The organism is Microbacterium xerophyticum, from assembly GCF_053543555.1.
The window spans coordinates 336,346-362,396 of the sequence record NZ_JBLVOB010000007.1 but is presented as its reverse complement, the minus strand read 5'-3'; the positions used below and the strand labels follow the sequence as shown (position 1 = coordinate 362,396).

Below are 26,051 nucleotides of genomic sequence, written 5' to 3'. Positions count from 1 at the left end.
GGGGGGGCCCCTCCCTCTCCACAGGAGAATATTCATGCCCTTCCTTCTGAAACGCCTCATCTCGGCGGTGTCGCTCGTCTTCGCGACCTCGCTCATCGTCTTCCTGCTCGTGTCGCCCGCGTTCGACGACATTGCACGCAACGTACTCGGCGAGAACGCCAGCGCGGAGCAAGTCGCGCAGTTGAACGCGGAACTCGGGTTGGATCGTCCGATCTTCGTGCAGTACTTCGGCTGGCTGATCGCTGCGGTGCAGGGCGACTTCGGCACATCGTTGTTCACGTCGCAGTCCGTATGGGCCGCGATCGGGGTACGGATGCCCGTCACTGTCGCGATGGTCGTCCTCGTGACGCTGATCAGCGGCGTCATCGGCTTCGCCGTCGGCATTCTCTCGGCTGTGCGGCGCGGCTGGGTCGACAAAGCCCTGCAGTTCTTGAGCACCTTGGGCGATGCGCTCCCTGCGTTCATAATCGCGCTGTTCCTCGTCACGGTCTTCGCGATCCAACTCGGATGGCTGCCCGCCACCGGGTACACCGACTTCAGTACCGATCCGGGTGCATGGGCGCGGAGTCTCGTCATGCCCGTCGCCGCACTGACCATTCCGGCGATCGCCGGAATAGCACAGCAGGTTCGCAGCTCGATGCTGGCGATGATGCGCCAGGACTACGTACGCACGCTCCGTAGCCGTGGTCTTTCAGAAACCAGGGTCGTTCTCGTCCATGTGCTGCGCAACTCCTCTACGACCGGGTTGACGGCGCTCGCCGTGCAGGTCGTCGGCATCCTCGGCGGCGCCGTGGTGATCGAGCAGGTCTTCGCGCTTCCCGGTCTCGGTAGCCTCGCCATCGAAGCCGCAGTGCGCACGGACGTCCCACTGATCCTCGGAGCAGTGCTCGCCTATGTCGTGATCGTCGTCATCGTCAACCTGCTGGTCGACCTCGCCGTCGCCTGGCTGAACCCGAAGGTGCGTCTCTCATGAGCCAGACAACCACTCTCGTGGCCGCTGCGCGTGCCGCAAAGCAGGGAGCGTTCCGGCGCTTCCTTCGCAACCCCCTCGGCGTCGCGGCGGCCGCCGTCCTCCTCATCATCGTCCTCAGTGCACTTGTCGCGCCGTTCCTCCCGCTTCCATCACCCGACCTCGTCGTGCTCCGCGATGCGATGCAATCGCCCAGCGCACAGCACCTCCTCGGAACTGACGCGTCGGGACGAGACGTACTGAGCCGTCTCCTCCTCGGCGCACAGGTCAGTCTCGCCGGCGCCGCCTTGGCCCTCGTGGTCGCCCTCGTGGTTGGGCTGCCCACCGGTCTTCTCGCCGGGTACTACGGTGGCCCGTTCGACGCCGTCGCCAACTGGTTCAACAACCTCAACATGGCACTGCCGGGAATCGTGCTGCTGCTCGCGGTACGTGCTGTTGCGGGTCCGTCGATCTGGATATCGATGGGTGTGTTCGGCGTTCTACTCGCGCCGGGGGTCTTCCGCATCGTGCGTGCCTCGGTTCAGGCCGTTCGTGGCGAGCTCTACATCGACGCTGCTCGGGTGTCCGGGCTCGGCGACGCCCGCATCATCGGTCGTCACGTGCTGACAGTCGTACGCGCGCCCGCCATCATTCAGTCTGCACGCCTCGCCAGCATCGCCATCGCGGTGCAGGCAGGGCTTGAGTTCCTCGGCATCGCGGACAGCTCGGTGCCGTCGTGGGGCGGGATGCTCAACGAGGGGTTCCGTCGGATCTTCGTCAATCCGTCGCTGATCTTCTGGCCGAGTCTGGCAATCGGGCTCACCACCATGGCGCTCATCCTTCTCGGAAACGCGATGCGCGACGCCCTCGAGGACCGCGATGCCGGCGACAGCTCGAAGGTGGGCCGCCCGCAGCCTGCCAGCGTCGCGTCGCTCACAGATCGCACTGAGGCATCGCTGCTGTCCGTGCGCGACCTTGAGGTCAGTTACGGAATCGGTGATTCGAAGAACACCGTCGTGCATCATGTCTCGCTGGATATCGCTCCCGGCGAGGTACTCGGCCTCGTAGGCGAATCGGGATCAGGTAAGACGCAGACCGCGTTCTCGGTTCTCGGCCTCCTCCCTGACGGCGGCTGGGTCTCGCGAGGATCCATCCGATTCGACGGTACGGAATTGGCGACGCTCAGCACCGCAGAGCGGCGCAAGCTGCGCGGAACGGACATCGCCTACGTTCCTCAGGAGCCGCTCAGCAACCTCGACCCGAGCTTCCGAATCGGGCAGCAGCTGACCGCGCCGCTGCGTACGCGGCTCGGCTTGTCGAAGACGCAGGCGAAAGAGCGTGCCCTCAGCCTGCTCGCCCGGGTCGGCATCCCCGACCCGGAGGCGACCTTCCGCGCCTATCCGCACGAGATCTCGGGTGGCATGGCGCAGCGCGTCCTCATCGCGGGTGCGGTCGCGGGAGAGCCGAAGCTCCTGATCGCCGACGAACCCACAACCGCTTTGGACGTCACTGTGCAGGCCGAAGTCCTTGATCTGCTGCGGGACCTGCAGAGCGAGACCGGCATGGCAGTGCTCCTCGTCACCCACAACTTCGGGGTCGTCGCGGACATCTGCGATCGGGTAGCCGTCATGAAGGCGGGACGGATCGTCGAGACCGACGACGTCGACACGATTCTGCGGACGCCGAGCGATCCTTATACTCAGACCCTCCTCGCGTCGATGCTCGACGAAGGGCCGGTCCGCACCTACGTGGCTCCGACAACCGCCGGCGCTGCCTCATCAGAGGGGAGCAGAGGATGAACGCATCCGAAACGCTGCTGAGCGTAGACGACCTCGAGGTCGTCTACCGCGGCCGAGGACGAAAGGTCTTCACCGCGCTCACCGGTATCTCGCTGCATATCCGGCCGGGCGAGACTCTTGGCCTGGTGGGAGAATCGGGGTCGGGAAAGACGACGATCGGTCGCGCCATCCTGGGGCTTGCTCCCGTATCCAAGGGAACGATCGCGTTCGATGGGCGCGACATCACGAATGCCGGTGCGAGCGATCGGCGATCGCGCGCACGCGAGATGCAGGTCGTCTTCCAGGACCCGTACACGTCGCTCAATCCTTCGATGACGGTCGCTGACATCCTCGCCGAACCGCTCCTGATCCAGGGGTGGACGCGCAAGGACGCATACGCGCGGATCCGCGAGCTCCTCGATCGGGTGCACCTGCCGGCGGATGCCGAACGGCGCCTGCCCCGTGAGTTCTCGGGCGGACAGCGCCAGCGCGTGGCGATCGCCCGGGCCATCGCGCTCAACCCCCGGCTGATCATCTGCGACGAGCCCGTCTCGGCACTCGATCTCACGACTCAGGCGCGCGTGCTCGATCTCCTCATCGAGATCCAGAAGGAGACGGGTGTCGCATACTTGTTCGTGTCGCACGACCTCGGGGTCGTACGGCATATCAGCCATCGGGTGACAGTGCTGTACCGAGGTGAGATCGTCGAAGCGGGCGATGTCGATCAGGTCACCGCCCGGCCCGAGCACGCGTACACGAAGCGCTTGTTCATGTCGGCACCTGTTGCCGACGTCGCTCTCCAGCGGGAACGTCGCGAAGGACGGCGCCTCTTGGCGACCGGTTCGGAAAGATGAGGATGGAAAACACGACCATTACCGCCGCAGGACGCTCGGCGCGACACACGGACGGCACGGCCTACCGCGATCTCAACGGCAATGGGGTGATGGACCCCTACGAGAATCCGCGTCTGCCCGTTGAGGAGCGCGTCGAGGATCTGCTCTCCCGACTGTCTCTCGCCGAGAAGGCGGGGCTCATGGTGCAGTCGGTGGTCAGTGTGACCAATGACGGTGCGATCGACGGTGCAGAGATCGCGCCTCGTGAGCTCAGTGCACGCCAGATGATCGAAGAGCGACACGTGACCCATCTGAACGTGCACCGCATTCCCGACCCTCGCTCGATGGCTCGATGGAACAACGAAGTGCAGCGCGTCGCCGAGCAGGCGCCGCACGGCATCCCCGTGACGATCTCGACCGACCCTCGGCATTCGTTCACGGAGAACTGGGGAGCATCCTTCAGCGCCGAGCACCTGTCCGCCTGGCCGGAGCCTCTCGGACTCGGTGCGATCGGAGACGAGACGACGGTTCGAGATTTCGCCGACATCGCACGCCGCGAGTACACGGCGATCGGCATCAGGCTCGCACTGCATCCCACCCTCGATGTCGCTACAGAGCCACGCTGGGCGCGCCAGTACAGCACCTTCGGACAAGATGCCGAGACCGTGGCGAAGCTGGGCGTCGCGTACGTCGACGGCTTCGAGGGAGACGAGGGGCTGGGTGCTCAGAGCGTCTCGTGCATGGCGAAGCATTTCCCTGGCGGCGGACCGCAACGTGACGGCGAAGACCCGCACTTCGATTACGGCAAGGAGCAGGACTACACGGGCGGCATGTTCGACTACCATCTCGAACCGTTCCGCCGGGTCATCGCCCGCGGCGTCCCTGCGATCATGCCCTCCTACGGCATCCCGATCGGGCTGACTCTGGACGGCGAGCCTGTCGAGGAGGTCGGGTTCGGGTTCAACCGCCAGATCATCACCGGCCTGCTACGTGAAAAGCTCGGCTTCGACGGAGTGGGCTGCACGGACTGGGGTTTGGTCACCGAGTCCCGCATCGGCGGCAAGGTGCTGCCACCGCGGGCCTGGGGCGTGGAGCACCTCACGGAGCTCGAGCGGGTGCAGAAGATCCTCGAGGCGGGCTGCGATCAGCTCGGCGGGGAGGAAGAGCCGGGTTACATCGTAGAGCTCGTCGAATCGGGTGCGATCGACGAAACCCGCATCGATGAGTCGGTTCGGCGTCTGCTTCGCGTGAAGTTCGCGCTCGGGCTGTTCGAGGACCCCTACGTCGACGAGGACACCGCGACCGATTCTGTCGGCACGGAGGAATACCGCGCCGCCGGGCATGCCGCTCAGGCGCGATCGATGGTCGTGCTGACCAACGGCCTGTCCTCATCCAACCCGGCGCTCCCGCTGCGGCGCGGGGCGAAGGTGTTCTCCGAGGGGCTATCGGACGCATCGCTCAAGAAGGCGGGCCTGATCCCTGTCGCCGATCCGACGGATGCCGATGCGAATGTCGTGCGGATCGCTGCACCCTACGACCCCCGTGACGAGTTCGCCCTGGAGGCGAGCTTCCATGCAGGCTCGCTGGAGTTCGCACCGGAGATCGTTGAACGGCTGCAGGCGCTCTCCGCGCATGCGCCGGTCATCCTCGTGGTCCACTTGGAGCGCCCCGCGATCCTCGAGCCCCTCTTCCCGAGCTGTGCGGCGGTGCTCGTCGAATTCGGTGCCTCAGATATCGCAGTGCTCGAGGTGCTCACCGGCCGCACGCAGGCCGAGGGGCGCCTGCCATTCGACATCCCGCGCTCGGTCGAGGCGGTGCGCACTTCCCGTGTCGACGTTCCCGGAGATTACGCGAGCCCGCTCTTCCCTGCTGGACAGCCGAGCGCGCCCATCCGTCGGAGGGCGCCACGTCGAACCTACGCCCAGGGACGCGAGAGCCAGGATCTCATCCTCGAGACCGCACTGGAGATCATCGAGCGGAAGGGTTACGGGGCGACGTCGCTGCGCGATATCGCCGACGCGGTCGGTATGACTCAGGCAGGTCTCCTGCACCACTTCGGGACGAAGGAGAATCTGCTCGTCGAGGTGCTGCGACAGCGCGACATCGTCAACCGGCGTATCGTCGCCGCGCAGGGCGGAGACGACCCGATGACGATCCGGGTCGCGCGTCACAATGAGTCGGTTCCCGCGCTGGTCAATCTCTACGTCAACCTCGAAGCCGCCGCGGCGGATGCGGAGCATCCCGCGCATGAGTTCTTCCTCCGACGCGAGAACGAGGTGCTCGCGAGCATGCGACGAGACATCGAAGCCCGTCAGCAGGCAGGCATGCTCTCACAGGACGTCGACGCCTCGATGATGGCTCGGGTGTTCCTTGCACTCTCCGACGGACTGCAGGCGCAATGGGGAATCAACCCCGAAGTGGATCTCGGCGGAACGATCGAGTGGCTCTGGGCCCAGTTCGCGGCGAAGAAGGGCGAGTGATGCAGGAAATGGACGGGCGGATAGATTCGCCCGAGCTCGAGCAGCTCTACATCGACTTCGAGACGAACTCGATGGCCCCGCTGTGGACACAACGTGACGACCTCATGCCGATCACTCCGACATCGCAGGCCGTGCCCCACGTCTGGCGATGGAAGACGCTGTACGACATCGCGCAGCGTTCGGGAGAACTCGTCCCCGTCGGGCGTGGAGGGGAGCGGCGTGCGATCGGGCTGCGCAACCCCGGCCTGCCGGGAACGGCCTACGCGACGCCCACGCTGTGGTGCGCGATCCAGTACCTGGGAGGACACGAGACGGCGCCCGAACACCGTCACAGCCAGAACGCCTTTCGATTCGTCGTCGAAGGTGAAGGCGTCTGGACCGTCGTCAACGGCGACCCTGTCCGCATGTCCCGTGGGGACCTTCTGCTCACTCCGGGATGGAATTTCCACGGTCATCACAACGACACGTCCGAGCCGATGGCGTGGATCGACGGACTCGACATCCCGCTCTCCAACTACACGGATGTCGGGTTCTTCGAGTTCGGGTCCGAGCGGGTCACCGATGAAGCATCGCCGGAGTTCTCCCGCGCCGAACGACTGTGGGCGCATCCAGGCCTGCGACCGCTGTCCGGGCTGGAGAACACGGTCTCTTCGCCGCTGAGCGCCTACCGCTGGGAGCACACGGATGCGGCTCTGCGCGAGCAGCTCGCGCTGGAGGATGAGGGCTACCCGGCGACGGTCGAACCCGGCCACGCGGCGATCCGGTACACCAACCCCACGACGGGTGGCGACGTCATGTCCACCATCCGGTGCGAGTTCCACCGGCTGCGCGCCGCTGCGGAGACGCCGATGAGACATGAGGTCGGATCCAGCGTGTGGCAGGTGTTCGAAGGCAGCGGCTCGGTGCGAATGGGCGACGAAGTCCACGCGCTGCAGAAAGGTGACCTCTTCGTCGTGCCGAGTTGGGTGCCGTGGTCGCTTCGCGCGGACGGAGAATTCGACCTGTTCCGATTCAGCGACGCTCCAGTGATCGAGCGCCTGGGATTCGCGCGCACGCACGTCCCGGGCAGGGACGGTGTCGCATGAGGCTGGCGACGCTGCGCTCACCAGAAGGCACCACCGCGGTGATCGTGCACGACGACTCCGTGGTGGAGATCGCCGGAGTACGCGATGTCGGGGAGCTTCTCACGCATTCCGACTGGCGTGAACGCGCGCTGGGTGCCGACGGCGCCCAGCACGCTGTGGAGGAGATCACCGATGATCGCTGGGCGCCGGTCGTACCGCGGCCGGGAAAGATCATCTGCGTGGGGCTGAACTACCGGTCGCACATCGTCGAGATGGGGCGCCAACTTCCGCAGCACCCGACGCTGTTCGCGAAGTATCCGGAGGCGCTCATCGGGCCCTACGACGAGATCGTGCTGCCCCCGCACGCCGATTCAGCAGTCGACTGGGAGGCCGAGCTCGCGGTCGTGATCGGCATGCCTGTGCGCGATGCGGATCGCGAGAGCGCGGCGGCGGCCGTCGCTGGGTACAGCGTCATCAACGACGTGACGATGCGCGACTACCAGAACCGCACGTTGCAGTGGCTTCAAGGCAAGACGTTCGAGGGTACGGCGCCGTTCGGTCCTTACCTCGTCACCACGGACGACTTCGCGCCGGGTCCCCGCATTCGTTGCACGGTCAACGGCGAGGTCGTTCAAGATGCGGTGACCGACGACCTGGTGTTCGATCCGGTGGACCTCGTCGCCTATGTGTCGAGCATTCTGACGCTGCAGCCGGGCGACGTCATCGCGACGGGGACACCAGGCGGCGTGGGGCACGCGCGAGTCCCGGCCCGCTATCTCGCTGACGGCGACGAACTCGTGACCGAGGTGGACGGGATCGGCATCCTGCGCAACCGCGTGCAGGGCCCCTCCCTCTGATGGCCGACCGTACGGACAACGTCACCGACCCGAGTCTGCGGGCGGGTCTGCTCGCCGCGCGGCGCGGTCAGGCGTTCTTCGCACGCATGCTCAACGAGCTGCGAGACGCCGACTTCACGGGGCCCTCGCTCATCCCCGGTGTCTCACGGTCGCGGCTCGTCGCCCACGTCGGATACCACGCGCGCGCGTTCGTACGGGGGGGCGCGGGGGCGCGCCGCGACGAGTCCGTCCCCCTCTACCGATCCCCGCACCAGCGGGTAGAGGAGGAATCCCTCGGATCCACCCTCCCGGCCGAGGGGCTGCGCAACCTCGTCGCCCACGCGGCCGTGCACCTGAACGTGGAATGGCGTGACCTCCCCGAGTCGGTGTGGACCAGGCGAGTGCAGCTGTCCGACGACGACTTCGGTCCGGTCTCGCGCACGGTCGCGCTGCGCGCCGAGGAACTTTGGGGCCACGCCATCGACCTCGGCAACGGCGCTCTTCCCGCCGACATCCCTGATGATCTTCGCGAGCGCTCGCTTGCACACCGTTCTTGTCCGCTTCTCCAGGAGGCTCAATCATGTTCGTCGACGCGTCGACTCTGAACCCCGCCGAAACCTATCGTCTTCTCGTGGGGTCGGTCGTCCCTCGACCGATCGCGTGGGTGACCAGCGGCGTCGCGCCTCACACGGTGAACCTCGCGCCGTTCAGTTCGTTCGCGTGGGTCAGTCAGCATCCCGCGATGCTGGGGTTCACCATCAATCGTCGTGCGGATGGGCTGAAGGACACTGCACGCAACATCGAGCGCGACGGCGAGTACGTGGTCAACATCGCGCGCGAGGAGCAACTGGCTCAGGTGCACGCCAGCTCCGAGCTGATGGCGCCGGACGTCAGTGAGGCGGAGGCGCAGGAACTCGAACTCGCGCCCTCGAACATCATCACCGTGCCCCGATTGGCCGCTGCTCCCATCAGCATGGAGTGCGTGCATGAGCGTACGATCTCGTTCAGTCCGACCGGAGGGGACTTCATCGTCGGGCGCGTGGTCGGGTGGAACATCGACGAGTCCGTGATGCGGGACGGGCGCATCGACACGGAGCTTCTCCGACCGCTCGGACGTCTCGCCGGGCCGCGCTATTCGACCCTTGGCACCGTGATCGAGCTGCCTCCGGTTCCCGGCGGCTGAGCTGTCTCTGGCGTTCCCTGTGTCGAAAGCGTCGCGCGCACGATGTTGAGGAACCAGGCGGTCGCCGTGTTGGTACCGGCATCGTGATGGGAGACGAGGTGGATCGACGTGGTCGGCGAAGGGAACGGCAGCTCGAGAAGTTTCGTCCCGGTGGGAAGAGCGATCGCGGCGAACGCATCGATCGGAACGATTGCAACGAATCCGCAGCGAGCGACGATCCACGGCAGGGAGGTGAACCGGGGCACCTCCACGTGGGGGATCGGCGAGAGGACACCCGCGCCCAGCGTGGTGACAGCCTCGGTGATCGCGCGGTGGCCAGCCGACGATCCGACCCTGGCCTCGGGGAGGCGGCGCAGATCATCGACCCGTATTCTGCCGTCGTCGTCCTCGAGAGCAGATGGCACAAGACAGGCGTAGCGGTCCTGGAACAGGACTTCCTGATTCACTGGTCCCGCAACCGGGGAACTCGTGATCGCCGCGTCGATATCGCCCGACAGCACGTCCCGCGCCACTGTGTCGATGTCGAGGGGGACGACTTCGATCGAGATTCCCGGCCCGTCGTGGCCCGTCGCCAGCAGGATGCGCGGAAGCAGCCCGGCCTCGCCGAGGTCGGTGAGCGCTATGCGAAATCGGCGCTGTGACATCGTCGGATCGAAGCGATTGCCGTCTTCCGCGATCGCGACGATCCGCGAGAGCGGACTGCTGATCTCGGCGTACAGATCTGCGGCCAGGCGTGTGGGGCGGACGCCCGTCCCGGTGCGGATGAAGAGCTGGTCACCGAAGTGCGCCCGCAGTCGCCGGAGAGCGTGGCTGACAGCGGGTTGCGACACTCGGAGCGTCTCAGCGGCTGAGGTCAGATTCTTCGCCCGGTAGACCGCGACGAAGGTTCGAAGCAGGTTGAGGTCGATGTTCGCCAGCATGTCCCCATTATTCCTCAGGTGAATAAGACAGATGCCTATTATTCATTGGACGCACCTAGGTGGCGCACCTAGCGTGGTCTCAGGTCGCCGATGACCTGAGAAACGGATTCAGTGCAGTGACGCAGATGATGAAGGTGGCCGATGCTGTCGGCCGAATGCTCGCCGAGTTGGGCCTGTCGCACGTGTTCGGAGTGGTCGGGAGCGGCAATTTCCGGCTGACCAACGCGCTCGTCGCTGCCGGTGCGACGTACGTCGCGGCCCGACACGAAGCCGGTGCGGCATCCATGGCCGATGCATACTCCCGCATCACCGGCGATGTCAGCGCGCTGAGCCTGCACCAGGGATGCGGGCTCACGAATGCCCTGACGGGCATCACCGAGGCCGCGAAGTGCCACACGCCGCTCCTGGTGCTCGCCGCCGATACTGCCGTCGGCGACGTCACGTCGAACTTCCACATCGACCAGGACAGCGCTGTGCGTGCAGTCGGTGCCACGCCCATGCGCATCCACTCCGCCGAGACCGCGCTCGCGGATGCGGCGCGCGCGTTCCGGGTCGCCCAGCTCGAACGAGCCACGGTCGTGCTCTCGTTGCCCATCGACATCCAGGACCGTGAGATCGCGTATCCGGGCCCGCGGCCGGCGTCGAACCTCCGTGTGACGACGCCTACCGTCCTGACTCGGGACGCGACAGAACTCGCCGACATGCTCGCAGGAGCGGAGCGCCCGATCATCATCGGAGGCCGTGGCTCGCGTGCGGCGAAGCACGACCTGCGTGAGCTCGCGGCACTGTCGGGCGCACTGCTGATCGCGTCGGGCGGCGCGCGCGGGGTGTTCGAGGGTGATGAGTGGGCACTCGACGTCGTCGGTGGCTTCGCGACCGAGAGCGCGGCGGAGCTCGTTCGCGACGCCGACCTCATCGTCGGCTTCGGAGTCGCGCTCAACAACTGGACAACGCGTGGCGGGACCCTGCTCGAGAAGGCGACGATCGTCCAGATCGACGACCGCGTCGACGCCATCGGCAAGCACCGACTGGTCGACCTGGGCATCATCGGTGACACGCGTGCCGTCGCGCGCGCCGTGATCACGGCGCTGACGGCCTCTGAGACGACACGGATCGGCTACCGCACTCCCGACATCGCCGATCGGGTTCGCGCAGCGCGCTATTGGGCGGACCAGGAAGTCGAGGCGGTCGACGAGCCGGGGTTCGTCGACCCTGCTGCACTGACCAACGCACTCGATGCGATGCTTCCGGACGAACGCGTCGTCGTCGTGGACGGCGGAAACGTCAATGCGTACCCCGGCGCGCACCTGAGGGTGCCCGATGACGAAGGCTACGTACTCCCGCTCTCATTCCAGTCCATCGGCCTGGGTCTTGCGAGCGTCATCGGCGCTGCCGTCGCGCGTCCGGATCGGATGGCCGTGCTCGGCACCGGTGACGGGTCATTGCTGATGGGGGCCGTGGAGCTGGAAACCGCCGTGCGGCTGCGGCTCGGCATGGTCGTCATCGCTTTCAACGACAGCGCCTACGGTGCCGAGATCCACCTGTTCCCGGACTCCACGTCTGAGGAGCAGGAGATCGTGCGGTTTCCTGACACCGACATCGCGGCGATCGCACGGGGCTACGGCTGCGACGCGATCACCGTGCGCTCGCTCGACGACCTCGGCGGCGCAGCGGCCTGGCTTGAGTCTGATCGCGATCGCCCTCTGGTGATCGACGCGAAGATCACCGGCCGTGCCTCCTGGCTCATGGCGCGAGAGCACGGGCACTAGTCGCAGCCACCAGCACGACGGCACCAGTAGACGTACGCAACAGAAACAAGGGAGTTTCATCATGATGCACAACACAGCAAGCCGTACCCGCAGGGCGCTCGCAGTCACGGGTGCCGTCGCCGCCCTCGTGCTCGTGGGATGCGCAGCAGACCCCGAGGGTGCTGCAACCGAGAACGACGATGCCGGCGGCGGGGGAGGCACGATCCGGGTGGCCTATCTGGCGACAGGATCATCGCTGCCGCTCTTCGTGACCGCCGAGAAGTACGCCGAAGAGGTCGGAATCGATGTCGAGTTGGTAGAGGTCGCGAGTGGCAACGAGTCGATCACCGGGGTCGCGACCGCCCAGTACGACGCCGGGTTCGCCGGCATCGGATCGGCAGCGTACAACGCCGTGGACGAAGGCCTGCCCGTGCGATACGTGGCCCCGATGCATTCGGGCTACATCGAGGACTACTTCATCATCTCGTCGCAACTGGCCGGCTCGTCCGCAGAGGCGGCCGCGGTGGCAGACGACATGTCGCAGCTCGCGGGGCAGACCTTCGCCGTGAACGCGCCGGGTGTCGTCACCGAGGCGCTGCTCGGTTTCGCGCTCGAGCGCGGCGGGCTGTCGATGGATGATGTCGCGCTCGAATACATCCCCTTCCCCGATCAGGTGCCCGCGCTCGCCAACGGCGGCATCGCGGCCGGCATCCTGTCGGAGCCGTTCCCCACGCAGGCCGAGGAGAACGGATCGGGATACCGTCCGTGGGCGACGCCTACGGATGAGGACCCGCTGCCCTTCACCGGCATCATCTACAACACCGACTGGGCGGATGCGAATCCACAGCTGGCGGAGGACTTCATGCGCGCCTACGCGATGGCCGCGGAAGACCTCGACGCGAACGGCTGGGACACGCCGGAGATGCTCGACCTCGTCGAGCAGTACACAGGAGCGGACCCCGCGATCGTCGCCGCCTCGCGTCAGCACCACATCTCGGCCGACCTCGACGTGGACTTCGACGTCCTGCTGCGCTACCAGGAGTTCTTCATGGAGCAGGGGTCGCTGAACTACGACGAGATCATCCCGGAGGAGGACATCTGGGACTTCAGCTGGCGCGATGCAGCCCTCGAGAACTGATGCGGGCGAATCGATGACCGTGCAGGCCCGGCCGAAAGTCCGGCTCACCGATGTGAGCAAACGGTTCCCAGGGAAGGAGCAGGTGACGGCGCTGGAGGGCGTCTCGCTCGATATCGCGGAAGCCGAGTTCGTCTCGATCGTCGGTCCTTCGGGCTGCGGCAAGTCGACGTTGCTGCGGCTCGTGGCCGGCCTCCACGAGCCCTCCTCCGGAACCGTCGAGATCCGAAGCACCAAGCCCGACCGCCCGAAGACGGCGATGGTGTTCCAGGAGCACGCTCTCTTCCCGTGGATGTCGGTGCGCGACAACGTCATGTTCGGACCCCGCAACCGCAACGTGCCAAAGAAGGAGGCGGCCGAGATCGCCGATGAGCAGCTGGGCCGGCTCGGCCTCGGACGCTTCGGCGACTTCTTCCCGCATCAGCTCTCCGGAGGGATGAAGCAGCGAGTCGGCATAGCTCGGGCGCTCGCTCAGGATGCCGAAGTGCTCCTCATGGACGAACCGCTGGGCGCTCTGGACGCGCAGACGCGGACGCTGTTGCAGGAGCAGATCCTGGAGCTCCGCCAGCAGACGAAGCCGACCGTGCTCTACATCACCCACGCGATCGACGAGGCGGTCTTCCTGTCGGACCGCGTCGTGCTGATGTCCGCACGCCCTGGGCGGATCCGCGACATCGTCGAACTCGACTTCGGTCCCGATCGCACACCCGAGCTGCGCGGCACCCCGGAGTTCGCTGCGCTGTCCCAGGACATCTGGAACCACCTCCGCGACGAGGTGCAAGCGGCCATGGCGGTGGATGACAAGTGAGTTGGCGCGGCCTTCGCGAAAAGTGGGCGCTGTTCGTCGGTCCGATCGCCATCCTGCTCGGGTGGGAACTCCTGAGCCGGGCCGGCATCATCCGGGCGACCTTCTTCCCGCCTCCGACGCAGATCATCGCGCGCAGCGTGATCGTGTTCGAGCCCGATTCGGGGCTCGGGGGCGACATCATCGCCACGATCCTGCGCGTCGTCGTCACGATCATCCTCGCCGTGGTCCTGGGAGTCGGCGTCGGGATCGTGATCACACTCTCGCAGTGGATGGAGCGCGGCACTCACACGGTGCTCGCGTTCCTCTATCCCATCCCGGGGGTCCTGTTCTTTCCCTTCCTGACGTTCTTGCTCGGCCGCACCGAGATGGCGATCATCCTGACCGCGCTCGTGACTCCTCTCATCGTGATGGTCCTCTACACGGTCGCCGGCGTGCGCAGCATCGATCGCACGCTGCTCGAGGTGGCGGAGAACTACGGCTCGCGTGGAATGCGGCAGTTCTTCGGCATCCTCGTACCCGGCTCGCTGCCGTCCATCGTCACCGGCATCCGGGTTTCGCTCGGGTTCACGCTGATAGCCGTGATCGCGATCGAGATGGTCGGCGCCCCGAACGGGCTCGGTCAGTTCCTCTGGTCGAACTGGCAGATCCTCCGCGTCACCGACATGTACGTCGCGCTTCTGATCATCGCGATCATCGGGCTGCTCAGCTCAGTAGGGTTCGACGCGGTCGCCGATCGCCTGCTGCCGTGGCGACGCGACGTCCAGGGGGCGCAGATATGAATCCGACAGTCCGGCGCTGGGCGCAGTCCTGGGCCATCCCGATCCTCATCCTCGTGCTGTGGGAGGTGCTGACCCGCGCCGGCCTGCTCGACCCGCGATTCTTCCCACCGCTGAGCGACATCCTCATGACGACGGTCGACGAACTCGTGAACGGGAGGCTGGGGCTCGACCTCGTGCTGACGGTCCAGCGACTCCTGGTGGCCTTCGTCCTCTCAGCGGTGCTGGGCGTCGCGATCGGCGTCGCGTCCGGACGGTGGCGCACCGTCGAGATGCTGATCCGTCCCGTGACCGACACGCTCTACCCCCTCCCGAAGATCGCGCTCCTGCCGCTCTTCATCATCATCGTCGGGCGCGGCGAGGTGGCTTACATCATCACCGCCTTCGCGACCGCGTTCTTCCAGATCATCATCAGCACACGCGGGACGGTTCGGGACGTGCCGACGGACCTCATCGAGGCGGGGAGGAGCTTCGGGGCCACCGGCTTCCGATTCTTCACGCGCCTCTTGTTCCCCGCGATCGCGCCAGGGTTGCTGAACGGTTTGCGTCTCGGGATGGCGACCTGCCTGATCACGCTGATCGCCGCCGAGTTCGTCGGCGCCGAGTACGGGATGGGGGCCGCCATTCGCAGGGCGGGCCAGCAGTTCGCCGTCGAGGAGGTCTACGCAGGGCTCCTGATCGTCGGACTGCTCGGCCTGGCGATCAACCTCGTCTTCCGTCTGATCACGCCGCTGGTGCTGCCGTGGCAGCGCCGCGTTCAGCCCGCGGCGGTCGGCCGGTGAGGGCGACGGCGGCGACGAGCGGAGTTTCGGGTCGCTAGGCGTTCTGCGGGAAGCCGAGGTTGATGCCGCCGTGGCTCGGATCGAGCCAACGCGTGGTGACGGCCTTCTCGCGGGTGAAGAAGCGGAAGCCCTCGCGACCATACGCTTTCGTGTCGCCGAAGGCGGAGGCCTTCCAGCCGCCGAAGGAGTGGTAGGCCACCGGCACGGGGATGGGCACGTTCACCCCGACCATGCCGGCCTCGATCTCGTACTGGAACCGGCGAGCGGCACCGCCGTCGTTGGTGAAGATCGCCGCCCCGTTGCCGAACGCACCGGCGTTGATCAGTTCGACACCTGCTTCATAACTGTCGACGCGCACGATCGAGAGCACCGGACCGAAGATCTCGTCCGTGTATGCGCGAGATGATGTGGGCATGCGGTCGAGCAACGTGGGGCCGAGCCAGAACCCGTTCGGATCTCCGTCGGGGGCGATGTCGCGGCCGTCCACGACCACCTCGGCGCCGTCCGCTGCAGCGGTGTCGATGTACGAGGCCACCCGGTCGCGATGCTCTCGCGTCACCAGCGGTCCCATGTCGCAGTCGCGACGGCCGTCGCCGATGCGCAGACGACGCATCCGCGAGGTCACCTTCTCGATGAGATCGTCTGCGACCGGTTCGACCACGACGGCGACCGAGATGGCCATACAACGCTCTCCCGCCGAGCCGAAGCCGGCGTTGACCGCTGCATCGGCGACCTGGTCGAGGTTCGCATCGGGGAGCACCAGCATGTGGTTCTTCGCCCCGCCAAGGGCCTGAACGCGCTTGCCATGGCGGGCCGCGGTCTCGTAGATGTAGCGCGCGATCGGCGTGGAGCCGACGAACGAGATCGATGCGACTTCGGGATGCTCGAGCAGAGCATCCACGGCCACCTTGTCGCCCTGCACCACGTTGAAGACGCCGACCGGCAGGCCGGCCTCGTGCAGCAGCGCGGCGAGCCAGAGTGCGGCGGAGGGGTCCTTCTCGCTCGGTTTGAGGATGACGGCGTTGCCAGCCGCGAGGGCAACGGGGAAGAACCACATCGGCACCATCGCGGGGAAGTTGAACGGGCTGATGATCGCCGCGATGCCGATGGGCTGGCGGAAGGAGTGGACGTCGACGCCTGTCGAGGCGTTCAGCGAGTGGTCGCCCTTGAGCGCTTCGGGGAAACCGAGTGCGAACTCGACGACCTCCTGGCCGCGGGCGATCTCACCGAGAGCATCCGAGACGACCTTGCCGTGCTCGGAGGTGATGATCTCGGCGAGCTCGCCTTTTCGTGCATCCAGCAGCTCACGAAAGCGGAACAGGATCGTCTGCCGTCCCGCGGCGGAAAGATCGCGCCAGGCGGGGAACGCTCGGGCTGCCGCACGGACGGCCGCGTCGACGTCGGCTGTCTCAGCCAGCACGACGGATCCGCTCTGCACGCCGGTGGCGGGGTCGAACACCGCGCTCGTACGGCGGTCGGGCAGGTCTACGCGCGCACCATCGATCCAGTGGGGGATGCGGTCGGTCATCGAAGCCTCTTCTTCTCGGAGATGATGTGATCAGTCCATGACCACGACGGCGCGGCCTGTGATCTCGCCGAGCGCGAGAGCCCGGTAGGCGGCATCCGCGTCATCGAGTGCGTAGTGCCGGGTGACGAGCCCTTCGGCATCGAAGTGCCCGTCGACCGCCAACTGGACCACGGCAGGCAGATCCACGCGAGTGCGCGCGCCGAACGAACCGGTCACCGTGTAGCCGCGCCGCACGAGCGGTGTGATCTCGACCTCGGCGGACGCGGTGCCGGCGGCGATCCCGATCGCGATCATGCGTCCGCCGTCGGCGAGGATCTCGATCGCTTGACGGAAGGTCGCCGGGTGCCCGAGGGCCTCGAACGAGACGTCGACACCGCGTCCGCCGGTCAGCGCGCGGACCTCTGCTCTCACGTCTGCGCTGCGCGAGTTCACGGTATGGGTCGCACCGAGTCGGAGGGCCGCTTCGAGCTTCTCGTCCGAGACGTCGATGGCGATGATCGGTTCGGCACCGGCAGCCTTGGCGATCTGCAGCACCCCGCTGCCGACGCCGCCGACGGCGGTGATCGCAACCGACTCGCCGCGCTCGACGTGCCCGGCGCGGTGGACGGCGCCGTACGACGTGAATGCAGCGCAACCGAGGATCGCGGATGACACCGGGTCAAGTCCGTCGGCGAGTCTGGTGAGTGCCGAGATGGGCACCACGGAGTATTCGGCCAAGCCGCCCATGGAGTACATGGCCAGGAACGAGCCGTCCGGGAGGGCGAGCCGGCTGGTGCCGTCGTAGAGGGTTCCGCGGAGACGATTCTGGCCGAAGAAGTTCGCGCAGAGATCGTCGCGTCCGCGCGTGCACTCAGCGCATTCGGTGCAGGGCATGATGAAGGCGCCCACGACTGCATCGCCCGCGCTCAGACCATGCGTGTCAGCGGTGCCGTCACCGAACGACACCACGGTGCCGCTGATCTCGTGGCCCAGGACCGCCGGGCGCGGAAAAGCGACTTCGTCCTTGATCACGTGAAGATCGGTGTGACAGACACCGCAGGCGGCCACCTTCACGAGTGCCTCGCCCGCCTGTGGCGTCGGTACTGCGATCCGCACGATCTCGAGCTCGGGACGATCAGATCGCAGGACAGCGGCCCTCATCGTCGTGGGCAACGCAGACTTCTCGTCCGTGTGCACGTCAGCACGTCTCCAGCTCGTTGCGCCTAATGGCTCCCGGGGAGTTCGACGTGGTCGAGTTCGTAGCCTGTCGAGTCGAGCGCCTTCGCCATGATGCTGGTCATGACCGGCAGGGGCACGAGGCAGTCCTCGCACGCGCCGTCGCTCGCGTCGATCTTGACGACGACCTTGTCGCCGCCGACCTCCGACCAGGTGAGCAGGTAGCCATCCGTCGCCATCATCTCGCGAAACGAAGCGAGGGCGTTGTCCACGGATACGGTCGTACTCATGATGATCTCCTTGGTTCTCGGATGTCGGTGGTCAGACGATCTCGGTGACGCCGAGGATGCGCAGAGCATCCGGCACGGCTTGATCGGCTCGTCCGCGGATGTGCTCCACGTCCAGGCTCGCGACGGGGTGCTGCACCATGACGAATTGGAATCCTGGGAAGCCCTGCACGTCGGCCATCGCCTGACCCGACATCGCGAAGGAGTCGGACGTGATGCTCACGGCCGGTACACCGGCGCGCTCGAACAGGATGCCGTCGGCCACCCTCGCCGCGCTGCATGAACCGCAGTCGCCGACGGCGGTGATGACGATGTCGACCTCGGAGACGATCTGCCGGAAGAGTTCGTCCTTGACGGGCGTGCCGAAGTAGTCCTTGACGTAATGCTTGATCTCACCGATGCCGTAGTCGCGCTTGAGATCGGCCGCGATCTCGTCGAGCAGCAGCGTCGAGTTCGGTTTCGTGTTGTCGAGCAGGCCGACGGTGAGGCCCTTCAGCGTCACCGGGCGCGGGGAGAGAGTACTGTCGTTCACGCCTTCGGCTGCGCCGGTCGGGTCGAGAAGCGCTTCGCGAATCGAAGTGGTCATCCGGTTCCTCCGTGTGTCGACGCGATCCGTCGTGGACCGCCGACTTCTACAATGCCCCGCCGCCGGCGGGCGCAGCAGGAGGGTTTTCATCCAGCGGAAGACCGTGCGGAGCGCGACCTTCGTGGAACCGGGCGAACCGGCTCGCAGCGAAGCTCAGCACGAAGCACGTGAGCATCCCGACCGTCATCGGCAGAGCCGTATCCGGCCCGGCGAACCCTCCGACCGGGCCCGCGAGCGCGCCGAAGGCGAACTGGATGCACCCCATCAGGGCGGCGCCGGATCCCGCTGCGAACGGCGTGCGGCCCAGGGCGAGGGTCGTCGCGTTCGCCATCACGCCGGCCACACCCGTGCAGCCCACGGCGATCAGCGCCACGTACACGGGCACGTTGAGGGCGCCGAAGGCTGTCACGGCGACGAGCAGCGCGGCCGGCACCGTCGCCACAGTGAGATCGATGAACAGCATCCGTCGAGGACCGTAGCGCACCGAGAGCGGGGCATTGATCCACCCGCCGGCAAGAACAGCGAGCCCGTACGCCAGGAACATGAGCCAGAAGCCCCATACATCGACACCGAGCACATCCTGTGCGACGAACGAAGAGGCGTTCACATAGATCGTGAGACCCGCGAAGATGAACGCCATCGTCAAGAAGAATCCGACGTACACGGGGTCGCGCAGCAGACGCCCGTACACGGCTGCCATGCCGACGGCGCTGAACGGTGCGCGCCGGGCCGGTGGAAGGCTCTCGGGAACGCCGATGATCGCCAGCAGGAGAAAGGCGGCGCTTGCGACGACAGTGCCGACGAGTATCGCGCGCCAGCCAGAGACCTGCAGCAGTACGGTGCCAGAGAGCGAGGCGATCAGCGGTCCTGCTGCGAGCGTGCCCATGAGCAGGCTGTAGGCGCGCGAGACCTGCGGTCCTACGCCGATATCGGAGACGATCGCCCGCACCACCACGACGCCGGCTGCGGCGCCGAGTCCCTGGAGCACTCTGCTCGTTATCAACATCTCGAGGGTCGGAGCGAGAACCGCGAGGATGCTTGCCGCCGTGAGCACGGTGAACGCGATCAACACGACGCGACGTCTGCCCAGGCTGTCGGAGAGAGCGCCGACGATGAGCTGGCCGACGGCGACGCCGAGAAAGAACGCCGTGAGGGTGAGCTGAATGCCGATGATGTTCGTCCGGAGGTCGTCGGCCATGACCCCGAGTGCCGGCAGGTACATGCTCGCGACGATCGGGTTGAGCGTCATGAGCACGCAGAGCACCACGAGGAGCCCGGGCGTGAGCCGAGGACCTCCAACGTCGTCAAAACGCCCGTTCGACCTCACCGCACCTCCTCTTTCACGCTGTCATGTGTACGCATTGCGACATTACGCCCGCACTGCGTACACTGGTGATCTTCGCACCGATCCGACTGCTTCGGATGAATCTTTGCGACGAGAGGACAATGATGCCCACGCTCCGCAGCAACCTTCCGCCGTCTTCGGCACTCGCGATCGCGCGCCGAGCGCACTACACGGCGCTCGGTATTCCGAAAGAGGACTGGGAGAAAGCCAAGGTCGCGATCGTCAACACGTCATCGGAACTCGCCGCGTGCTTCTCGCATCTCGACGACGTCGCCGCGCGTCTCAAGGGCGACCTGCGCGAGGCCGGTCTGCTGCCGTTCGAGATCCGCACGACCGCGCCGAGCCACTTCGTGACGAGTGCAGGACGTGCGGGCAGGTACATCCTGCCGAGCCGCGATCTGATAGTCGACGACATCGAAGCCGCTGTCGAAGGCGCGAAGCTGGACGCGATGATCTGCCTGTCGTCCTGCGACAAGACGACGCCTGCGCATCTCATGGCTGCGGGGCGCCTCGACATCCCCACGATCATCGTGCCGTGCGGTTACCAGCACTCCGGACTCGCCGAAGGCCGTGAGGCCGACATCGAAGAGATCTTCCTGCACGCCTCGAAGGCCGCAGTCACCGGAGAGCCGACCGATGCGCTCGAGCTGCTGGCCGAAGACGCGATCCTCGGACCCGGCGTGTGCGCGGGTCTCGCAACCGCCAACTCGATGCACGTCCTCGCCGAGGCGCTCGGCATGGCGATGCCAGGATCTGCTCCCGTGCGAGCACTGAGCGACTCCATGTGGGACACCGTGCGGCGCTCCGCTCATGCGCTCGCCGCACTGATCGAGAACGACGTGCGCCCGCGGCAGATCATCACCGAGGATTCGGTGCGCAACGCTGCTCGCGCGATGCTCGCCATCGGCGGTTCGATGAACACGATCAAGCATCTGCAGGCGATCGCGATCGAATCCGGCCTCGACGTCGACGTGTGGGAGATGTACCGGACCCTCGGTCGTGAGACCCCGCTGCTGTGCTCGGTGCGACCCAACGGGCCTCGCCTCACGGAGGAGTTCGAGGACGCCGGAGGCGGTGCCACGATCATCCGCGAGCTGCTTCCTCTGCTCGATGGTGCACAGCTCACTGTCTCGGGGGCGACCATCGCCGAGAACTCTGAACTCGCGGCGCCCGCCGACGGCGACGTCATCCGTTCGATCGATGACCCGTTCGGCACCGATCCGGCGATCAGCGTGCTCAAGGGCACGCTGGCGCCGGGCGGTGCTGTCGCGAAACGACCGGTTCCCGATCCGGGACCGCATGTCTTCCGAGGACCTGCTCGCGTCTTCGGTACGCGCGAGGAGGCGATCGAAGGCATCTCCACCGGACGGCTGCGCGAGGGCGACGTCGCCGTGATCCGCGGCATCGGCGTCACCGGCGCACCAGGGCTCGGGCTGACCTCGGCGTTCATCTTCGCGCTCCACGCGCGCGGACTCGCCCACAGCGTCGCACTCGTGACCGACGGACAGTTCTCCGGCCTCGTCAATCAGGGCATGACCGTCGGCGAGGTCTCTCCCGAGGCTGCGAGCCCTGGTTCACCGCTGGGACGCGTACGTGACGATGATCTGATCGAGATCGACGTCAAGCGCGGTGCCGTCGATCTGCTGGTCCCCGAGGCCGAGCTCGCCGCCAGAGCGGACTACGTCCCGCCCGCAGACCGCGACACGGGTGGCGGGTACCTCGACCAGTACGAGGCGCTCGTCCAGCCTCTCTCGTGCGGTGCCGTCCTCTGCGCCCGCCCGTGCCCTTCGAAGGAGCTCGCATGAACAACGGCGCCACCGAGCAGTCGCAGACCATTCACGAGCCCGCTCGTGACATCCCTGTCATCGGCGAGTACGAGGTCGTCGTCGTCGGCGGCGGCCCGGCCGGTCTCATGGCCGCGACTGCCGCGTCTCGGGCCGGACGATCGACTCTGCTCATCGAGAAGTACGGCTTCCTCGGCGGCGCCGGCACGATGGGCGGCCTCGCGACCTTCTGCGGCATGCACGCTCGCGCGTACGGCACCGACTTCCAGTCGGTGCACGGCTACGCCGATGAGCTGCTTGATCGGATGCGGGTCATGGACGGCCTGAACGACGTGCATCTCTCGGTCGATGATCGCATCCAGGCCCTCTCGTACGACATCTCCGCGCTCAAGATCGCCGCCGACGAACTCGTCGTGGCAGGGGGAGCCGAACTGCTCTTCCACACGTCCGTCGTCGACGTGTCCATGCGCGACGAGCGCACGATCGATGCGGTCATCGTCGAGTCCAAGTCGGGACGCGGTGCCGTGCGCGGCCGCTTCTTCATCGACGGCTCAGGAGACGGCGACATCGCGGCATGGTCCGGTGCGCCGTTCGAAGTGAGTGAGCACCTCATGTACCCGTCGCTCATGTTCCGGATCAATGGAGTCCATCCCGCCGAAGCGGGCGAGGCCTGGAGGACGGTCCGCCGTCTCATGGAGGAGGCCGAGGCCGCCGGTACGCACTCCTTCCCGCGGAAGAAGCCGATCGTGCGCCCGCAGCGCAATCCGCTCGAGTGGCGCTCGAACCTCACGCAGCTCTCCAACGAAGACGGCTCAGCCGTCGACGGCACCGACGTGCACCAGCTGACGCGCGGAGAGCTCCAGGGACGTCAGCAGGTGAAGGACACCTTCGCCTTCATCAAGCAGGTCACTCCCGGGTTCCAGGACTCCTATGTGGTCGATATCGCGCCGTCGATCGGCATCCGTGAAACCCGACGCATCGTCGGCTCGTATCAACTCACGCAGGAGGACGTGCTCGAATGCCGCGACTTCGATGACACGATCGGCGTCAACGGGTGGCCTGTCGAAGCGCACGTCGTCGGCGACGTCGCATTCAAGTTCGCCCCGGTGGACTCGCGAGGCTTCAACCAGCTTCCGTATCGGATGCTGGTGCCACAGGTCGGCGGCAATCTTCTCGTCGCCGGACGCGCAGCGTCGATGACGCAGGGCGGTCAGTCCTCGGGCCGCGTGACCGGCCCGTGCTTCGTGATGGGGCAGGCCGCCGGCACAGCAGCCGACCTCGCGCTCGCGGGCGACGGCACGGGTTCGGGCGTGGACGTCGTGACGCTCCAGACGCGTCTTGAGGCCGCGGGGTCGTACCTGGGAACCAGGCTTCCTGACGCGATCACCGTCCCCGCATGATCGCCGCCCCGGCCTGAGCACCGTCCCGGCCCTGGCGCCGAGGCGGTGGCTTCACCTTTCGCGCGCGCGGAACAGCTGCGGGTTGGCGTTGCGGTAGGCGCTCGCGATCTCGGTGGCCGCTGAGAGCAGCAGCGGCAAGACGACGTCGCGCAGGCTTTCGGTGGTCTCACGCACGGTCGTCGACGACACGCCGAGTCCGCCGACAGCACGGTCGTCGACGACGATCGGCACTGCGACGGCGACTCGGCCCGGGAGCAGCTCTTCGATCGAGATGTCGTATCCGCGGGCGCGCACGACGTCTGTGCCCCCCCGCAGCCCTGGCACATCCGTCACCGTCGCGGGCGTAAGCGTCTCGAACGTGTGCTCGGCGAGCAGCGCATCGAGCTCGGTGTCCGACAGCTGAGCGAGAAGCACCTTCCCGATCGCCGTCGCATGCGCAGGAAGGCGCTGACCGATACGCACCGAATCGGGCAGGGGGCGCCGGTCTTCGACGCGCGCGATGTGGATGACATCCGCTCCGTCGAGCACGCCGATGCTGCACGTCTCCCCGGTGCGCTTGACGACGTCGAGCATGTAGCCGTAAGAGATCTCGGGCAATGATGACGACGCGAAGTAGCCGGAGCCGAGCTCCAGGATGCGAGGAGTGAGACTCCACAGCCCCCCTGCCGACTCCGCATAGCCGAGGTGAGCGAACGTCAGCATGATGCGGCGCACGACCGGGCGCGCGAGATCCACCCTGGCCGCGATCTCGGCGACGCTCAACGACCCGTGCCGATCGTTGAACGCGCGCAGCACCTCCACACCGCGTTCAATACTCTGAATCCGATCGCGCGATCTGTCGTCCGGCATATCCCACCCGTTTCCTGTCGGACGCTCTGCGTCCAACAGGACCATTCTAGAGATATGCGGTTCCCAACCCGCGCGACGCGAAGACGCGCGACCTGACGCGGGAGGCTCACTCATGTACCGGCCTCCGAATGTCTGTCCGAGGTCCGATCACGCCATCGTTTCGCGCAGTCCGTAGACGGACTCGTGCCACGGGATGAAGAACCGCTTCAACTCGTTGACGACGAGGTACAGGACGAGACCGAGGAGCGACAGCCAGAGGATGAGCGCGAAGGTGAGTGCCGCGTCGAGCTGGTTCATGCTCGACACGACGAGGAACCCGAGACCCTGGCTGCCCGCGATGTACTCGCCGACGATCGCACCCGTCGTCGCCAGCACGATGCCGACCTCCATGCCGGCGAACAGGTAGGGCTGAACGCTGCGCATCTCGAGCTGGAGAAGGGTCTGCCACCGCGTCGCGTTCAGGCTCTTCATCACCTCGCGCTGTCCCTGCTCGACCGAACGCACGCCCAGGAGCATGTTGAGCATGATGGGGAAGAACGCCAGCAGTGCAGAGAGCCAGATCTTCGACGTGATGCCGAAGCCGAACCAGATCACGAACAGCGGGATGAACGCGACTTTCGGCGCCACCTGAGTGATCACGATGAGAGGGCGCACACTCGCTTCGAGCCATGGCAGTTTGCCGAGCAGGACACCGACGACGACGCCGGTCACCACGGCGATCGCGAACCCGATCAGGATCTCGGAGAGCGTGGTGAGGGTGTGGGACCAGATGTCGGGCGCGACGAACAGCCCCATGAACTTCTCGCCCACCGCTCCCGGAGGCGGGAACAGGAACGGGTTCACCTGTCCGATGGAGACGACGAGCTGCCAGATGACGACGATCGCCACGACGAGCACGGGCGTCACGACCCAGGGCAGGACACGCATGACCTTCTGGCGGCTCATCAGTTCTCCTCGTCAATGTCGTGGCGGAGGTTCCGTACGATGTCGTTGAACTCCGGCGTCGTCATGGAGTTGACCGTGCGCGGTTTCGGCTCGACGACGGGTAGGACCTGGCGTACTCGGCCAGGTCGTGGCGTCATGTGCACGACGCGGTCGGCGAGGAACACGGCCTCGGGTATGTCGTGAGTCACGAAGACGACCGTCGACGTCGTCTCGAGGACGATGCGCTGCAGCTCGAGGTTCATCCGCTCGCGGGTCAGTGCATCCAGTGCGCCGAACGGCTCGTCCATCAGAAGCAGATCCGGCTCGGTGGAGAGCGAGCGCGCGATCGCCGCGCGCTGGCGCATCCCGCCGGAGAGCTCGCGTGGGTACGACTTCTCGAAACCACCGAGGCCGACGAGGTCTGCGAGCTCGGAGGCCCGCGCCCGACGATCTCGCTTGCTCGCGCCGCGCAGCTTCATCGGGAGAGCGATGTTGTCGAGCACCGAGAGCCAGGGGAACAGGTTGCTCTCCTGGAAGACGAAGCCGAGCTTCGTGATGGCGGACTCGTCGACCGTCGTGCCCCGCCACAGGTTGTTGCCGTCGACCTCGATCGTTCCAGCAGTGGGCGCGAGCAGGCCGCCGATCATCCGCAGCAGCGTCGTCTTGCCGCATCCCGACCTTCCGATCAGTGCGACGAACTCACCACGCTGGATGCTCAGGTCGACGCCTGAGACGGCGTGGGTGGTGCCGGAGCGGGTGATGAAGTCGCGTCCGAGGCCCTGGATGTTCAGTCGGGGAACGGCGTCCGTCGCGCCCGTGATGGGCGCGGGTGGTGTCGGAGTCTGGGTGCTCATGGTGGGCATCGTCGCCTCTCGGTGTCAGGGAGAGGGTGTTGGGCCCC

The 26,051-nt window shown here is 66.4% G+C and carries 24 protein-coding genes; 15 read left to right on the top strand and 9 right to left on the bottom strand.

What is annotated here, in order from left to right; all coding sequences use genetic code 11:
• Positions 1-34 precede the first annotated feature (34 nt).
• Genes ACNPNP_RS13355 through ACNPNP_RS13320 form a run of 8 tightly spaced genes read left to right on the top strand, consistent with a single transcriptional unit; the run spans position 35 to position 9,123 of the window.
• Positions 35-973, top strand: a complete 939-nt coding sequence (locus tag ACNPNP_RS13355; RefSeq protein ID WP_448966523.1) for an ABC transporter permease — start codon at positions 35-37, stop codon at positions 971-973.
• Positions 970-2,748, top strand: coding sequence for a dipeptide/oligopeptide/nickel ABC transporter permease/ATP-binding protein (locus tag ACNPNP_RS13350; RefSeq protein WP_448966522.1), 1,779 nt, complete (start codon positions 970-972; stop codon positions 2,746-2,748). Before ACNPNP_RS13355 ends, ACNPNP_RS13350 begins: the two co-directional genes overlap by 4 nt.
• Positions 2,745-3,581: an ABC transporter ATP-binding protein gene (locus ACNPNP_RS13345; protein ID WP_448966521.1), complete on the top strand. Its 837-nt coding sequence runs from the start codon at positions 2,745-2,747 to the stop codon at positions 3,579-3,581. Before ACNPNP_RS13350 ends, ACNPNP_RS13345 begins: the two co-directional genes overlap by 4 nt.
• A gap of 2 nt (positions 3,582-3,583) precedes the next feature.
• A complete protein-coding gene (locus ACNPNP_RS13340; RefSeq protein ID WP_448966520.1) occupies positions 3,584-6,040 on the top strand; it encodes a glycoside hydrolase family 3 N-terminal domain-containing protein in 2,457 nt (818 codons plus the stop codon).
• The gene (locus ACNPNP_RS13335; RefSeq protein ID WP_448967251.1) at positions 6,040-7,125 is read left to right on the top strand and encodes a cupin domain-containing protein; all 1,086 of its coding nucleotides are present in this window, start codon (positions 6,040-6,042) and stop codon (positions 7,123-7,125) included. The genes ACNPNP_RS13340 and ACNPNP_RS13335 overlap by 1 nt, the downstream gene beginning before the upstream one ends.
• Positions 7,122-7,961, top strand: a complete 840-nt coding sequence (locus tag ACNPNP_RS13330) for a fumarylacetoacetate hydrolase family protein (RefSeq protein ID WP_448966519.1) — start codon at positions 7,122-7,124, stop codon at positions 7,959-7,961. The genes ACNPNP_RS13335 and ACNPNP_RS13330 overlap by 4 nt, the downstream gene beginning before the upstream one ends.
• Positions 7,961-8,545, top strand: a complete 585-nt coding sequence (locus ACNPNP_RS13325) for a maleylpyruvate isomerase N-terminal domain-containing protein (protein WP_448966518.1) — start codon at positions 7,961-7,963, stop codon at positions 8,543-8,545. Before ACNPNP_RS13330 ends, ACNPNP_RS13325 begins: the two co-directional genes overlap by 1 nt.
• Positions 8,521-9,123: a flavin reductase family protein gene (locus tag ACNPNP_RS13320; protein ID WP_448966517.1), complete on the top strand. Its 603-nt coding sequence runs from the start codon at positions 8,521-8,523 to the stop codon at positions 9,121-9,123. The genes ACNPNP_RS13325 and ACNPNP_RS13320 overlap by 25 nt, the downstream gene beginning before the upstream one ends.
• Here ACNPNP_RS13320 and ACNPNP_RS13315 read toward each other — a convergent pair.
• Positions 9,072-10,043, bottom strand: coding sequence for a LysR family transcriptional regulator (locus ACNPNP_RS13315; RefSeq protein ID WP_448966516.1), 972 nt, complete (start codon positions 10,041-10,043; stop codon positions 9,072-9,074). The genes ACNPNP_RS13320 and ACNPNP_RS13315 overlap by 52 nt on opposite strands.
• A gap of 125 nt (positions 10,044-10,168) precedes the next feature.
• Here ACNPNP_RS13315 and ACNPNP_RS13310 point away from each other — a divergent pair, with 125 nt between their 5' ends.
• From ACNPNP_RS13310 to ACNPNP_RS13290, 5 genes are all read left to right on the top strand, one after another.
• On the top strand, positions 10,169-11,812 hold the full coding sequence (locus tag ACNPNP_RS13310) for a thiamine pyrophosphate-binding protein (RefSeq protein ID WP_448967250.1): 1,644 nt from the start codon (positions 10,169-10,171) through the stop codon (positions 11,810-11,812).
• Positions 11,813-11,873: 61 nt separating this feature from the next.
• The gene (locus ACNPNP_RS13305) at positions 11,874-12,929 is read left to right on the top strand and encodes an ABC transporter substrate-binding protein (RefSeq protein ID WP_448966515.1); all 1,056 of its coding nucleotides are present in this window, start codon (positions 11,874-11,876) and stop codon (positions 12,927-12,929) included.
• Complete coding sequence (locus ACNPNP_RS13300) at positions 12,910-13,734, top strand: ABC transporter ATP-binding protein (protein ID WP_448966514.1); 825 nt, start codon at positions 12,910-12,912, stop codon at positions 13,732-13,734. Before ACNPNP_RS13305 ends, ACNPNP_RS13300 begins: the two co-directional genes overlap by 20 nt.
• Entirely contained in the window at positions 13,731-14,513 is a 783-nt protein-coding gene (locus tag ACNPNP_RS13295) for an ABC transporter permease (protein ID WP_448966513.1), read from the top strand. Before ACNPNP_RS13300 ends, ACNPNP_RS13295 begins: the two co-directional genes overlap by 4 nt.
• The gene (locus ACNPNP_RS13290) at positions 14,510-15,292 is read left to right on the top strand and encodes an ABC transporter permease (protein WP_448966512.1); all 783 of its coding nucleotides are present in this window, start codon (positions 14,510-14,512) and stop codon (positions 15,290-15,292) included. Before ACNPNP_RS13295 ends, ACNPNP_RS13290 begins: the two co-directional genes overlap by 4 nt.
• 34 nt (positions 15,293-15,326) lie before the next feature.
• On the opposite strand, the gene ACNPNP_RS13285 is transcribed toward ACNPNP_RS13290, so the two are convergent.
• The 5 genes from ACNPNP_RS13285 to ACNPNP_RS13265 are packed head-to-tail and all read right to left on the bottom strand — an operon-like array spanning position 15,327 to position 20,175.
• Complete coding sequence (locus tag ACNPNP_RS13285) at positions 15,327-16,820, bottom strand: CoA-acylating methylmalonate-semialdehyde dehydrogenase (protein WP_448966511.1); 1,494 nt, start codon at positions 16,818-16,820, stop codon at positions 15,327-15,329.
• Positions 16,821-16,850: 30 nt separating this feature from the next.
• Positions 16,851-17,972: a zinc-binding dehydrogenase gene (locus ACNPNP_RS13280; protein WP_448966510.1), complete on the bottom strand. Its 1,122-nt coding sequence runs from the start codon at positions 17,970-17,972 to the stop codon at positions 16,851-16,853.
• A 50-nt stretch (positions 17,973-18,022) separates the two neighbouring features.
• On the bottom strand, positions 18,023-18,265 hold the full coding sequence (locus ACNPNP_RS13275; RefSeq protein ID WP_448966509.1) for a hypothetical protein: 243 nt from the start codon (positions 18,263-18,265) through the stop codon (positions 18,023-18,025).
• Between the two features lie 31 nt (positions 18,266-18,296).
• Positions 18,297-18,848 (bottom strand): UGSC family (seleno)protein, encoded by a 552-nt coding sequence (locus ACNPNP_RS13270; protein ID WP_448966508.1) that lies wholly within the window; start codon positions 18,846-18,848, stop codon positions 18,297-18,299.
• A 46-nt stretch (positions 18,849-18,894) separates the two neighbouring features.
• Positions 18,895-20,175 (bottom strand): multidrug effflux MFS transporter, encoded by a 1,281-nt coding sequence (locus ACNPNP_RS13265; RefSeq protein ID WP_448966507.1) that lies wholly within the window; start codon positions 20,173-20,175, stop codon positions 18,895-18,897.
• Between the two features lie 119 nt (positions 20,176-20,294).
• On the opposite strand from ACNPNP_RS13265, the gene ACNPNP_RS13260 reads away from it, so the two are divergent.
• On the top strand, positions 20,295-21,998 hold the full coding sequence (locus tag ACNPNP_RS13260) for a dihydroxy-acid dehydratase domain-containing protein (protein ID WP_448966506.1): 1,704 nt from the start codon (positions 20,295-20,297) through the stop codon (positions 21,996-21,998).
• Entirely contained in the window at positions 21,995-23,377 is a 1,383-nt protein-coding gene (locus ACNPNP_RS13255; RefSeq protein ID WP_448966505.1) for an FAD-dependent oxidoreductase, read from the top strand. The genes ACNPNP_RS13260 and ACNPNP_RS13255 overlap by 4 nt, the downstream gene beginning before the upstream one ends.
• Positions 23,378-23,428: 51 nt before the next feature.
• Here ACNPNP_RS13255 and ACNPNP_RS13250 read toward each other — a convergent pair whose 3' ends face one another.
• The 3 genes from ACNPNP_RS13250 to ACNPNP_RS13240 form a co-directional block, all read right to left on the bottom strand.
• Positions 23,429-24,262 (bottom strand): IclR family transcriptional regulator domain-containing protein, encoded by an 834-nt coding sequence (locus tag ACNPNP_RS13250; RefSeq protein WP_448966504.1) that lies wholly within the window; start codon positions 24,260-24,262, stop codon positions 23,429-23,431.
• Between the two features lie 111 nt (positions 24,263-24,373).
• Positions 24,374-25,171 carry an ABC transporter permease gene (locus ACNPNP_RS13245; protein ID WP_448966503.1) on the bottom strand — a complete coding sequence of 266 codons (798 nt, stop codon included), beginning with the start codon at positions 25,169-25,171 and terminating at the stop codon, positions 24,374-24,376.
• Positions 25,171-26,004: an ABC transporter ATP-binding protein gene (locus tag ACNPNP_RS13240; RefSeq protein ID WP_448966502.1), complete on the bottom strand. Its 834-nt coding sequence runs from the start codon at positions 26,002-26,004 to the stop codon at positions 25,171-25,173. The genes ACNPNP_RS13245 and ACNPNP_RS13240 overlap by 1 nt, the downstream gene beginning before the upstream one ends.
• Positions 26,005-26,051 lie beyond the last annotated feature (47 nt).